This window comes from Lacticaseibacillus baoqingensis, assembly GCF_003946165.1.
Classification (GTDB): domain Bacteria; phylum Bacillota; class Bacilli; order Lactobacillales; family Lactobacillaceae; genus Lacticaseibacillus; species Lacticaseibacillus baoqingensis.
In genome coordinates this window covers 1-12,778 of the sequence record NZ_RHOI01000009.1, presented here as the reverse complement: position 1 = coordinate 12,778, position 12,778 = coordinate 1, and the positions used below count along the sequence as shown (strand labels likewise).

At 50.9% G+C, this 12,778-nt stretch carries 9 protein-coding genes and 1 CRISPR repeat array; of the genes, 6 read left to right on the top strand and 3 right to left on the bottom strand.

The features are described 5' to 3' along the window. Positions 1-22: 22 nt before the first annotated feature. Positions 23-1,474 carry a threonine synthase gene (gene thrC, locus EKM91_RS05200; protein WP_125750834.1) on the top strand — a complete coding sequence of 484 codons (1,452 nt, stop codon included), beginning with the start codon at positions 23-25 and terminating at the stop codon, positions 1,472-1,474. Then, complete coding sequence (gene thrB / locus EKM91_RS05195; protein ID WP_125750831.1) at positions 1,474-2,370, top strand: homoserine kinase; 897 nt, start codon at positions 1,474-1,476, stop codon at positions 2,368-2,370. The genes thrC and thrB overlap by 1 nt, the downstream gene beginning before the upstream one ends. A gap of 57 nt (positions 2,371-2,427) precedes the next feature. Here the strand turns inward: thrB and EKM91_RS05190 are convergent, their stop codons facing one another. The 3 genes from EKM91_RS05190 to EKM91_RS05180 all read right to left on the bottom strand — a co-directional run bounded on the left by EKM91_RS05190 (position 2,428) and on the right by EKM91_RS05180 (position 6,175). After that, positions 2,428-3,003, bottom strand: a complete 576-nt coding sequence (locus EKM91_RS05190; RefSeq protein ID WP_125750828.1) for a branched-chain amino acid ABC transporter ATP-binding protein — start codon at positions 3,001-3,003, stop codon at positions 2,428-2,430. Between the two features lie 15 nt (positions 3,004-3,018). Continuing rightward, positions 3,019-3,774 carry a hypothetical protein gene (locus EKM91_RS05185; protein ID WP_125750823.1) on the bottom strand — a complete coding sequence of 252 codons (756 nt, stop codon included), beginning with the start codon at positions 3,772-3,774 and terminating at the stop codon, positions 3,019-3,021. A 178-nt stretch (positions 3,775-3,952) separates the two neighbouring features. Next, positions 3,953-6,175, bottom strand: a complete 2,223-nt coding sequence (locus EKM91_RS05180) for an LTA synthase family protein (protein WP_379896211.1) — start codon at positions 6,173-6,175, stop codon at positions 3,953-3,955. Between the two features lie 149 nt (positions 6,176-6,324). Between EKM91_RS05180 and EKM91_RS05175 the strand changes: the two genes are divergently transcribed. From EKM91_RS05175 to EKM91_RS05160, 4 genes are all read left to right on the top strand, one after another. Next, positions 6,325-6,924 carry a VanZ family protein gene (locus EKM91_RS05175; RefSeq protein WP_125750817.1) on the top strand — a complete coding sequence of 200 codons (600 nt, stop codon included), beginning with the start codon at positions 6,325-6,327 and terminating at the stop codon, positions 6,922-6,924. Between the two features lie 441 nt (positions 6,925-7,365). Then, positions 7,366-8,217 (top strand): GRP family sugar transporter, encoded by an 852-nt coding sequence (locus EKM91_RS05170; protein ID WP_125750814.1) that lies wholly within the window; start codon positions 7,366-7,368, stop codon positions 8,215-8,217. A gap of 129 nt (positions 8,218-8,346) precedes the next feature. After that, positions 8,347-9,687: a glucose-6-phosphate isomerase gene (locus EKM91_RS05165; protein WP_125750810.1), complete on the top strand. Its 1,341-nt coding sequence runs from the start codon at positions 8,347-8,349 to the stop codon at positions 9,685-9,687. Positions 9,688-9,872: 185 nt separating this feature from the next. Next, positions 9,873-10,787 (top strand): Gfo/Idh/MocA family protein, encoded by a 915-nt coding sequence (locus EKM91_RS05160; protein WP_125750807.1) that lies wholly within the window; start codon positions 9,873-9,875, stop codon positions 10,785-10,787. 83 nt (positions 10,788-10,870) lie between these two features. Beyond that, a CRISPR array of direct repeats spans positions 10,871-12,729; the repeat unit is 28 nt; unit sequence GTATTCCCCGCACACGCGGGGGTGATCC. Positions 12,730-12,778: the final 49 nt, after the last annotated feature.

The following is a 12,778-nucleotide window of genomic DNA, read 5'->3' as shown; positions in this document are numbered from 1 at the left end:
AAACAGAAATTGAGGCGATCACATGTACACCAGTACCCGCGATTCAAAGCTTTCATTGACTAGCCAACAAGCCCTTAAGACCGGTTTTGCCCCAGACGGCGGGTTATATGTTTTACCGACGTTTACCAAACTTGATCTTGAAGCAATCCTGGCAGTCCCGTACCAAGAGCAAGCCGTGCAGGTTCTGTTGGCGCTGTTACCAGATTTTGGCGAAGCAACCTTGCGCCAAGCCGTCACCGCGGCTTACGGGGATAATTTTTCCGATCCGCAGATCACCCCAGTGCATACAGTAGGAGAAACGCATTATCTCGAATTATTCCATGGCCCGACCAGTGCCTTTAAAGATATCGGGCTGCAACTATTGCCACGCTTGTTGCAAGCGGCGTTAGCAGCCAATGACCGGGTCTTGATCTTAGCGGCCACCAGCGGCGATACCGGCAAGGCCGCCTTAGAGGGATTCAAGGACGTACCGCAAACCGGCATTGCCACCTTTTACCCTGATGGCGGGGTCAGTCCGATCCAAGAACGCCAGATGACGACGACTGGCGGCCAAAACACGACTGTTGCGGCGATTAGCGGAAACTTTGATGATGCGCAAAGCGCCGTCAAAGCGATGCTCAACGATCACGCGCTGCAAGCACAACTGTCACCTGTGCAGCTTTCTGTGGCGAATTCGATCAATATTGGCCGCTTAGCCCCGCAGGTGGTGTATTATTTTGCCGCTTATCGCCAGCTGGTGCAAGCTGGGACCATTCAAGTCGGCGAGCGGGTCAATTTCACCGTGCCGACTGGCAACTTCGGTGATGTCTTAGCCGGCTATTATGCCAAGCAGCTTGGATTGCCGGTGAATAAGTTCATCGTTGCAACCAATGCCAACAGCGAAGTTTCGGACTTTTTGGCCACAGGCGTGTATGATCGCAATCGTCAATTCTTAAAAACCAGCTCGCCAAGCATGGATATCCAGATTTCCAGTAACTTAGAACGGCTGCTTTATTATAAGAGCAATGGCGACAGCGCGTTGGTCGCGCAGTTGATGCAATCACTTGCCGACACCGGCCGTTATCAAGTCCCGGCTGACTTACTGGCGGCGATCCAAGCCGATTTTGTTGGCGGCAAGGCACAAGACACTGAGGTGCTGGCAGCGATCCGCGCGGTGGCAGATGCCCATGGCTATCTCATGGATCCGCATACTGCCGTTGGTTATGTGGTCCAACAACGCCTCGCACTTGCCGGCCCGACGGTGTTGTTGGCGACTGCCAGTCCCTTCAAGTTTCCCCAAGTGGTGGCTGAAGCGGCGTTAGGCGAACATTACGCGGATGGCTTTGAAGCCATGCAGGTTTTGGCTTCAGCTTATCACCAAGCGATCCCGCAACCCTTAGCGCAACTAGCTGACTTGCCGATCCGCCATCACCAGTTGCTGCAACCAGCGCAAATGCCTGAATTCGTCGCGCAATTCGCTCAGGAGGTATTGTGATGTTTAAGATTACAGTTCCCGCAACTAGTGCTAACCTGGGCGTGGGCTATGATGTGATGGGGTTGGCGTTATCGATGTCGATGACCGTAACATTTAGCGCCCATGCTTCTGGGGTGTTGATCACGGGCGGCGATCCGCGGTTTCAAAATGCGGATAACTTGATTTATCAAGCGTTTGTCCGCGGTTGTGAGGCATTAGATCAACCTGTGCCTGGGGTGCATTTGGACGTTGCTTGTGAGATTCCAGCCGCGCGCGGTTTGGGAAGTTCTGCGGCGTGTATCGTCGCTGGTTTAGCCGGCGCCAATCGCTGGTTTGGCCAGCCTCTTGAGCGGTTAGACTTGTTACGCTTGGCCACAGCAATGGAAGGCCACCCGGATAATGTGGCTCCGGCGATTTTTGGCCAGTTGGCGGCTACGATCATGGTTGATGCTGAACCGGTGGTGGCTCATTATCAGGTCCATTCCAGCTGGCATTTTGCCGTGGTGATCCCAGATACGCCATTGAGTACCGCAGAAGCCCGTGCAGTGTTGCCGACCCAAATGAGCTATGCGCAAGCCTCTTATCAAATGGGGCATTGCACACTGGCTTGTACGGCGTTAGAACGCGGCGACAAAGCGATGCTGCAAGCCGCGTTACAAGATAAGATGCAAGAGCCTTATCGCGCCAAGCTGATTGCTGGTTTTGCAGACGTTAAAGCACTGGGGGCGACTTTGAATATCCCAGTTGTGATTTCCGGGGCGGGGTCGACGATGTTGGCCATTTCCGCAGATGCCAAACGTTTGCAGCGTTTTGTCACACAAGCCCGGATACAGCATCCTCATTGGCAAGTGCAAGTGCTGACGATCGATCAGCAAGGCTTTCAAGTCCAAGAAGCGTCACGCGCCATTGCCGAATAAATTGATTGGCCCCAACACAAATGCCGCTAGCAATTTGCTAGCGGCATTTGTGTTGGTCTAAGCGGTTTCTGGATGCCGCGGTTTTAAAGCTGGCGGCGTTTTCCAGCTCGTGTCAGGATTGGCGGCGATCAGGCTTTCATCAGTGGTCAAGATGATCAAACTGGCGTCGGTTCGCGTCACCGCTGCTTGGGCATGGGTGAGAAACAGCCGCGTTTCTTGCAGCGTCATGGCCTCTGGAAAATCAGTCATCAACAAAAACTGCCGACCGGCCAATAGCCCCCGGAACAATTGAACATAGAGGCTTTGGACAGCGGTCAAGTGCGCCGCCGATTGGTCTAAAAACAAGGTATCCCGGCGCAAACTCTCGGGTAACAGCGAAAAATCACGTTGCTGACCATTGATCAAGATGTTGCTGCGCACGGTTAAATAAGGCACGATCGACGCATCCGGGTAGGTGATCATGCCCATGTGTTTGGCACAGTTTGCAGAGATAAAAGCTTGCGTATAAGCTTGATAGCTTTGTTGCAAACTAGCGTGATCGGGGAAGTAGAGGTAATACAGACCCGCTGGTGTGAACAATGATGCCAGCTGTTGATGAAAATTTTTGGCGACTTGGTGATGAAAAAGGGGCATGGCAAACCTCCTAAACTAATCTTGGTGTAACAGACGATGACGCTGCAAGCTGATCACGGCAGTATAGGTCAGAGCTTGACTGACGATGAGCGCACCCGCGCCGCAAAGATAAGTTTGCATGCAGCCCACTAATGTTGCCGGCTGCATGCGCATTCCGCGTTGTGGGAACATCAGATCATTGCCAGAAAAATCGGTCAGCCGGTGGGCAAATAATTGCTTGGTGACCTTCTGAAAGGAGGCCACCGAAACGTTAGGCGTGAGGTGTTGCTCAAACAAAGTCAAATTCAAGGTATGCAGCCAATGATCCAGCCAGGTTCCGCCCAGCATTGCTGCACACCAAGCAAGCAAATAGCCGCCAGTAAAAATGATCAGGTTTTCTAAGACATATTGAGCCACGACATCGGTGGTGCTTTTGCCGACTAATAGATAAGCCAAAGTCTCTTGGCGCCGTTGAAAAGCAAAAACCAGTGCACAGCCGGCGGTGGTGGCAAATAATGCGGCCAACAAGCCCCACCACCAAAGCTGATATTGGCTGCTGACCGCGGAATAGGCGGTATTGGTGGCTTTGACGAGGTGTTGGGCAATGGTAAGCGTTTGGCTGTCGAATTGTTGTAAGCGAGTGGTGAAGGCATTTTGAGTTTGACGATTGAGAAATTGGGCAGTTAACAGGATCAAACTGAGCAAACTAAAGAAGAAGACGCCGACTAGCCCGCCTAGATATGCACGGCGATGATAGCCGAGTGCTTTGATCGCTCTTTCCATGAACCGCATGTTGTCACCTCTCACTGTATGCCATCAGTATAATCGGGAGTTTTGAACAAACTATGAACTTACCAAGAAATCCAGCGCAACCCTTGTTGACGATGCTGACATCAAAACAGCATAGGCTAAAGTCAAAAGTGACTCGCCTATGCTGTTGTCAGAGCAGCTGTTGCCTGGCGCTTGTGGTTTAAGGCTGACTGCTGCTGGTGGCGGCTTGTTTCAGGACGCTTTTGGGGAATTTGGTTAAGGCACTGCGGTCGTCAGCCAGTTCCGGCGCGTCGGTGTGAAAGTCGTTGACCGTGGATTGGTTCCCATTTTGGCTGTATAACGACGTCGATTTGGCGCCAAGTTGCGTTTGGGTGGCCAAGACATTGCTGAGGCTGGCGGTGTAATCAATGTTGGCGGGATCGATCGGTTGAAAGCCTTTCGGGACGTAAAAGCGCAAGAGGTTTTTGGACGCCACAGTGTCAGACAGATCCAGAGCTTGATTGACTTGTTTTTGGTCTTGAGCAAGCTGGGCTTTTAAGCTGGCGTTGGGGGTGATCGCCTCGCCAGTTTGGTTCAGGTAAACTTTGTTGCCGATCACGGTATAACGCGGCGTCACAAAGTTGTGGTTGCGAAACGCCACGGTTTGATCATGTTCGGCGGAAAGCAAATCAGTGCCAAACTGGACATACGGCTTAGAGTTCACGCCTAACAAGTGCATCAACGTCGGCAGGACATCGATCTCGCCGCCATATGTGTGTTTGATGCCGCCTTTTAACCCATCCATGTTAAAGATCAACGGCACGCGTTGCATTTGCGCATCATCGAAGCTCGTCCAGTCTTTGGCGTTTTTGCCTAATAACGGCGCCAAGGTCGGATTGCGGTCATTGGAGATGCCATAGTGATCGCCGTACATCATGATCAAGGAGTGCTTGTACAGCCCTGACGACTTCAAGTAGGCAAAAAACTCTTTCAAGGCAGCATCCAAATAATGCGCGGTGCGGAAATAGCCGTTGATTGTGGCATCACTGGTGCCGGCATCGGGAAAATCGGTATCGGTGTCGGCAATGTAAAACGGATAGTGGTTCGTGGTGGTGATGATCTTGCTGTAAAACGGCTGTTGCAAGCGTTCCATATACTTGATTGTTTCGCCGAACATCAGCTTGTCTTTGATCCCGTAGTCGGTCGTTTGATCCGAGTTTTGCGCATAATAGTCACCGTCGAAAAAGGATTGATAACCCAGACTCTTATAGGTATTGTTCCGATTCCAAAAGCTGCCGGCACCGCCGTGGAAAACGGCCGTTGAATAACCGGCAGTTTGGTTCAAGATCGCCGGGGCCGCTTCAAACGTATTATCGGTGCCTAAACTGGCAAATAAGCTGCCGGCTTCTAGCCCATAGGTACCGGTTTCCAGCATGTTTTCCGCGTCAGAAGTTTTCCCGGCGCCGACTTGATTATAGAAGTTATCAAACGACAACGTGTTCTTATCTTTGACCAAACTGTTCAAAAACGGCGTGACCTCTTGACCATCGACTTTGAAGTTGAGCAAGAATTGTTGGAAGGACTCTAAGTGGATGATGATCACGTTTTTACCCTTGGCGACGCCAGCGTAGTCTATGTTAGGCGCAGCGTAATGCGTCCGGGTATAGTTGAGGACTTGATCCATTTCGCTAGAGTCGGCTTGGGCGCGCACTTGCGAGTTTTGCGCCGTCTTGACGCCATCATATAAGGTGAAAGGCGCCAAGCCGAGATATTTAACGATGTAATTATGGTCAAAGGTCCGAGATAACAAATTAGGGCGGTTTAATTCACTGACCGCCATCGTCACGCCAAATAAGGCGATCGCCAGCATCGAAACGGCTTGCGGCACATGATAACGCGGAGGGCGCTGATCTAAGCGCAAGCCAAAATGCGGCCAGCGTAACGGGGTGTTTTGAAGGAAGCGCCAGACATTATAGCCGCCAAACAGCACCAAGGTGAAGATGACGATGATCAAATCACAGCCATAAATCACGTCATGCGGCGTTAGCATATTCAAAGAACTGGCGCCTAGACCTTGCGAGACTTTAGAGACACCCAGCATTGTGGCGATCGTTAAGAAATCGCTGAATTCTCGGTAGTACAAGACATTGGCAAATAACAAGAGATTCAATAGTAGGTAAATGATGATCCCGACGGCATAGGCAAGGCGGGGTTTTTTGATATATAAGGCAGCCGACAGTAATAAGGCACTGGTGCCCAAGGGATTGATGAGCAGCAAAAGCTGCTGGATCAAACCGCTGGCGCCGAGGTCAAAGTCGACGTGATAAGCGAATAGCGTCTTTAACCACAATAAGCCCAATAGCAGCCCTAAAAAGCCGAGGCGAGTAGTACGGACGCGGTGCAATAAAGTGGACACGACGCTCCTCCTAAATCTCGATCGCAAACGATGCGTTCGGTATTGTCTTTGCTATTGTACCTGTGTGCGGCGATCGCGGCAAACTTCCCTCGAAACTATACGGAAGATTTAAATTCATTCTGCAAATACCGCTTGGACGTGTCGCTTTGGTACAATAAGTGCAATGGAGGACGACAATGCTGTTTCTTGATCCACTATACCAGCAGGTGGCGGCACGCTGGTCGGGACGTATCAATCACTTTCCTTTGATCCGCTTAATTTTTTATTCGCTTGATAAGACCTTGTTGTATCTGCTGGTGTTTTTAGCAGTGCGCTGGGGGTGGGCGCTGTTACATCATCGGCGCTTGGCGATCGGGCATGAACTGCGCGTCTTGGTATTTGCCGGATATGTGATCTTGTTGTTGATGTTGACGGTATTTCGAGACGTCTATTATCCCTGGCAATTGGTGTTTCATTGGCATCGCAGCTTGGATGTGATCAACTTGACGCCTTTTGTCGAGACGATGAAACTGCGGCTGGGCAGCAGTCACTTTGATTTTTGGTATCAGTCGCTAGGCAATGTGCTGTGGTTTTTCCCCTTTGGTTGGGGGATGAGTAGCTTAACCAAACGGGTAAACACGTGGCGGGTGTTGGTTCGAGGGCTGGCATTGAGTCTAGTGATCGAAGCGCTGCAATTTTTGCTGATCAGCGGCGTTGCTGACATCGATGATGTGATTTTCAACGTGACTGGGGCCGTTGTGGGGTATTGGGTTTGGCGAATGTGGCATCATCGTTAACAAATGGCTTTGCCACCAGATGCAAGCTTGCGTCTGGTGGCAAAGCCATTTTTGTAGACGATAGCCGAGAATTCACTTATATTTTAATTAGTTTAAGTGATTTGTTTTCAGAAATCCGAAAGCTTTGGCGGCGGGTCATGAAATACTTCAGCACAAATACCCGCTTGACCCAGAAAAAACGCGATTGTCACATAATTTTTTGCTGAGAATTTACTTGCCGCACGCGATTAACGAAAGTGGCGTCTTTTGGGCGCTTTTGGCTGAAGCCTTGGCAGAGTGGCCGTTTTGCCAGCGGTTTCAGTATTCGTTTTCATGGCATCAAGTGCGCGGCCATGCGGTTGAAATGAAAACGAAATCAAGATAGAATAACTACTTGTGTATTTTGAATGAATTGGACAAAATCCGATACTTACAAATTTATTAATGGAAAGAGGTAAGGTAATGGCAATCATTATCGCATTGATCCCGGCAATCGCTTGGGGCTCCATCGGGTTGGTTTCCGGCAAACTCGGCGGTAACGCGTATCAGCAGACCCTTGGTATGACACTGGGGGCGTTAGTTTTCGGGATCGGGACATGGTTATTTATGCACCCGGTATTGGACACGAAAGTTTGGTTATTAGGCATCTTGTCCGGGCTGTTTTGGGCCTTGGGACAAAGCCAGCAATTTCAAGCGATGAAGTACATTGGCGTTTCGATGACGGTGCCCATGTCGACTGGGATGCAGCTGGTTGCCAATACCTTGGCGGGCGCTTTGCTATTTTCTGAATGGAAAACCGGCAAAGACGTCTCCATGGGGCTGCTTGCATTAGTCTTGTTAGTGGTTGGGGCGACTTTGACGTCTCGCAAAGAAAAAAGTACTGATGCCAGTGCGGCGACTTCTTATGCCAAAGGGATCCGGACGTTATTGATCTCGACGGCGGGCTATGCCGGCTACACGATCGTGGTCAATGCCGGGCACTTGGATGCAACAGCAGTGGTTTTGCCACAATCTGTCGGCATGGTGATCGGCGCGATCTTGTTTTCGATCGGCCATGATGCGTTCAACCGCGAAACCGGCAAGAACATTATCACCGGGCTCATTTGGGGGACTGGGAATGTCTTCATGCTATTGGCCATGAGTTCTGTTGGCTTAGCGATCGCCTTTTCCATGTCGCAAATGGGGATCGTGATTTCGACATTTGGCTCGATTTTCTTGTTGGGCGAACGCAAGACGCATAAGGAAATGACTTGGGTCTCATGGGGCTCGGTTTTGATCATCTTAGGCGGCATTGTTTTAGGGATCATGAAGTAAGCATATATATAGAAAAAAGCGTCTGCTATGGATATTTTCATAAAATTCAGAGTAGGCGCCTTGCTTTTTTCAAAGTGAGTGTTTAAAGTTAAATTGTGTTTGAGTGAAAATTTAGGAGGAACGCAGATAATGGCTTATATTTCATTTGATGCATCAAAATTGGACAAGTTCGTGCACGCTAACGAGCTCGGCCAAATGCAAGCACTGGTCACCGCTGCTGACAAAGAATTGCGTGAAGGTACAGGTGCCGGTAACGATTTTCGGGGTTTCTTAGACCTGCCAGTTGCTTACGATAAGGACGAATTTGCCCGCATCAAGGCGGCTGCCAAGAAGGTCCAAAATGATTCCGAAGTTTTCGTTGCGATCGGTATCGGTGGTTCTTACCTTGGCGCCCGGATGGCGTTTGACTTCTTGTCTCATACCTTCCGCAACTATGAACCAGGCCGCAAGTTGCCAGAAGTTTACTTCGCCGGCAACTCCATTTCCAGCACCTACCTCGCAGAATTGATCGAAATGATCGGCGATCGCAGCTTTTCATTGAATGTGATCTCCAAGTCTGGGACCACCACCGAACCTTCTATTGCTTTTCGGGTATTGAAGGCGAAGTTGATCGAAAAGTATGGTGAAGATGGCGCCAAAGACCGTATCTATGCCACGACTGATCGCGCTAAAGGCGCTTTGAAGACCGAAGCAGACGCTGAAGGCTATCAAGAATTTGTTGTGCCTGATGATGTCGGCGGCCGTTTCTCCGTTCTTTCTGCTGTTGGCTTGTTGCCAATTGCCGTTGCCGGTGGCGACATCGATGCTTTGATGCAAGGTGCTGCTGACGGGCGTGAAGCCTATGCGGATGCTGATTTGAGCAAGAACGAAGCTTATCAGTATGCAGCATACCGCAACATTTTGTACCGGAAGGGCTACACCACTGAATTACTTGAAAACTACGAACCAACCTTGCAATACCTAGGTGAATGGTGGAAGCAATTGATGGGCGAATCCGAAGGTAAGGATCAAAAGGGGATCTACCCATCATCTGCTAACTTCACTACCGACTTGCATTCCTTAGGGCAATACATTCAAGAAGGCCTGCGCAACTTAATGGAAACTGTGGTTTGGGTTGAACAACCTAACAAAGACCTCACCATTCCAGTTGAAGAAGGCTCCTTGGACGGCTTGCAGTTCCTTGAAGGCAAGAAGATGTCTTACGTTAACCGTAAGGCCTATGAAGGTGTGGTCTTAGCCCACACTGATGGCGGCGTGCCAGTCATGACCGTTTCCATTCCTAAGCAAGACGCCTATACCTTAGGCTACTTGATCTACTTCTTCGAAGCTGCTGTGGCAATTTCTGGTTACTTGAACGGGATTAACCCATTCAACCAACCAGGTGTCGAAGCCTATAAGAAGAACATGTTTGGCTTGCTTGGCAAACCAGGCTATGAGAACCTGACCAAGGAACTCAACGCACGCCTGTAAGCTAGGAGTAAGTATCAATTAAAGCTTCAAAATCAGGACGATTAATGTGCTGGTTTTGAAGCTTTTTTGTGTATCATGCGTGAATGCTTGATTTTTACTTAGGAGCGTGGCTGGCGGCGGGATTTGTTTTGACCCATACCAGCTCCTGTGCTAGCGTTAAGACATAAATTAGGATAGGTGATCATATGTTAAATATTGGCGTTATCGGCCTTGGTAAAATCGCATTGAAGGCTTACTTACCAGTGTATGCACAGATGCAATCTGAAGCACAATTTTACTTGATGAGTCGGGATTTACAAAAGGTGACTCGCGTTGCGAACCAATTCCATATGGTCGCGGCAGGGACGGACTTGGATGCGCTTGACAGTTTGAATTTGGATGCCGTCATGATCCATGCGGCGACGACGGCGCATTATGACTTGGTCAAGCACTTCTTGGCCCGCAATGTGAACGTTTTTGTGGATAAGCCGCTGGCCGAAAATATGGACCAAGTGACTGAATTATATCTGCTTGCGGCCCAACATCAGAAGTTATTGACCGTTGGGTTTAATCGCCGGTTTGCCCCGGCGATCAAGAATTTGATCGCGCTGCCGGATAAAAATCTGATCCAGGTGACCAAAAATCGCGTCGCGCATCCGCAAGCCCCAAAAGAGGCGATTTTTGACCTACTGATCCATCCGCTAGATACGGCGTTGGCATTGGCTGGTTTTCCGACAGACCCAACGGCGCGGTATGCCTTGCATGCGGATAAAGATGGCAATGTTGAGCAGGCAAGCGTCACGATCATGGCCAACGGCATCCGCGGTGAAGCAGCGATCAACTTGGTGGCTGGGACGAATCTGGAGGAGGCGACGGTTGCCACTCCTAACGGGTTATTCCGCGTGGCTGATCTGGCGACTAGCCATACTTATCAAGGCACCAGCGAAACAGTGATTGCCGCACCGGATTGGCAACCCATGTTAGAAACACGCGGTTTTGCGCCAATGATCAAAGCGTTCCTTGAGGCAGTGACCAATTCCGGTGAAAACCCGGTATTGCCGGAAACCAGTCGGCTGACACATCAACTATTGAGTGACATGGTTGCAGAGCTGCAGGGCTGAGCATGAGTTCTTGCTGGTGTTAAAGTCATGTAAAATGCGAAATTTGCAATTGTAGAATGCCGGTTTGACGGGATTTGTTTAGTGTATTCCCCGCACACGCGGGGGTGATCCTCACGGTTATATAGTCGCCGGGGTTTGCCATCGGTATTCCCCGCACACGCGGGGGTGATCCCGACGTTTATCTGCCAACCGGAGATCGTCACGGGTATTCCCCGCACACGCGGGGGTGATCCGCAGTAAGCCTGATGGTTTGCGCTATCGAGTTGGTATTCCCCGCACACGCGGGGGTGATCCCGTGTGACCGTTGAAATGAGTGTCAAACGCAGGGTATTCCCCGCACACGCGGGGGTGATCCCTACTGCTGAAATACGTAAAATAATAAATTTCGGTATTCCCCGCACACGCGGGGGTGATCCCCACTTGACCGCTTGCAAATCGGTATTGGGACGGTATTCCCCGCACACGCGGGGGTGATCCTGCGACATCACAGGACTTGCTAGTGGCCAGTTAGTATTCCCCGCACACGCGGGGGTGATCCTGCCATCTGATGATGCCTTAGACGCACCAAGGTGTATTCCCCGCACACGCGGGGGTGATCCTAGCGGAAGTGGCATCAAACGGTGTTTGCCATTGTATTCCCCGCACACGCGGGGGTGATCCAGCTGGATATAGCAAGAAATATGCAAATACAAAGTATTCCCCGCACACGCGGGGGTGATCCTATAATGATGATGAATAGGATTGGTGCGTAATGGTATTCCCCGCACACGCGGGGGTGATCCTAGTACCAATATTTTGACTATTTGCAACCTTTGGTATTCCCCGCACACGCGGGGGTGATCCTCAATATTGCCGTTTCGCTGATCGAGCTGCTTGGTATTCCCCGCACACGCGGGGGTGATCCCTAGATCATAGTGCAACTACACTTACCATCTTCGTATTCCCCGCACACGCGGGGGTGATCCCCAATTGCAACCACTTTTTTAATTATTTTTTAGGTATTCCCCGCACACGCGGGGGTGATCCTTACTGAAGTATAATGGACAACATTATCAGTAGGTATTCCCCGCACACGCGGGGGTGATCCTTCTTGGTGTAGTCACTGACCCGACTACTGCCGGTATTCCCCGCACACGCGGGGGTGATCCTCCCGTTACCGGCTTTGCCTGTATCGCCCATCTGTATTCCCCGCACACGCGGGGGTGATCCTCCCAAATGGCACTATTTCAGAGCGTTGCTGAAGTATTCCCCGCACACGCGGGGGTGATCCTTGCTGTTTCGATATTTACACTCATGCTATTTAGTATTCCCCGCACACGCGGGGGTGATCCTGCCAAAGCGTTTAACTCAGTTGCTGGATATGCGTATTCCCCGCACACGCGGGGGTGATCCCTTGCGTGATACTGTATACAGCCAGATCGGGTGGGTATTCCCCGCACACGCGGGGGTGATCCCTGCTGCTCAGGAGTGGGAATCACCTTATTGGCGTATTCCCCGCACACGCGGGGGTGATCCCGTAGTGTGCATAGGCGCGTGCTTCGTTTTCTAGTATTCCCCGCACACGCGGGGGTGATCCTGCTGATGGCAGTCAAACAGTTACGGCCTTAATGTATTCCCCGCACACGCGGGGGTGATCCAGTTGGATGTCTTTCCACGCCATGGCGGAGGTGGTATTCCCCGCACACGCGGGGGTGATCCTATATTTTTGACCTGCTTCACCGCCGTAAAATAGTATTCCCCGCACACGCGGGGGTGATCCCAGCGGACTATGTAGTTAATGAAGAAAATGTGCGTATTCCCCGCACACGCGGGGGTGATCCTTCTTCTGCAAGCGCACGGTATTGTGGATCAATGTATTCCCCGCACACGCGGGGGTGATCCCACGACATTGAAAAACGGCATGAAGCAGAGGGCGTATTCCCCGCACACGCGGGGGTGATCCCCAGCCAAACAAAGCCCCACCGCCCAACTCTACGTATTCCCCGCACACG

Bases quoted from the DNA above. Each gene is read 5' to 3' on its own strand.
- thrC (WP_125750834.1), top strand. From the start codon at position 23: ATGTACACCAGTACCCGCGATTCAAAGCTTTCATTGACTAGCCAACAA.
- thrB (WP_125750831.1), top strand. From the start codon at position 1,474: ATGTTTAAGATTACAGTTCCCGCAACTAGTGCTAACCTGGGCGTGGGC.
- EKM91_RS05190 (WP_125750828.1), bottom strand. From the start codon at position 3,003: ATGCCCCTTTTTCATCACCAAGTCGCCAAAAATTTTCATCAACAGCTG.
- EKM91_RS05185 (WP_125750823.1), bottom strand. From the start codon at position 3,774: ATGCGGTTCATGGAAAGAGCGATCAAAGCACTCGGCTATCATCGCCGT.
- EKM91_RS05175 (WP_125750817.1), top strand. From the start codon at position 6,325: ATGCTGTTTCTTGATCCACTATACCAGCAGGTGGCGGCACGCTGGTCG.
- EKM91_RS05170 (WP_125750814.1), top strand. From the start codon at position 7,366: ATGGCAATCATTATCGCATTGATCCCGGCAATCGCTTGGGGCTCCATC.
- EKM91_RS05165 (WP_125750810.1), top strand. From the start codon at position 8,347: ATGGCTTATATTTCATTTGATGCATCAAAATTGGACAAGTTCGTGCAC.
- EKM91_RS05160 (WP_125750807.1), top strand. From the start codon at position 9,873: ATGTTAAATATTGGCGTTATCGGCCTTGGTAAAATCGCATTGAAGGCT.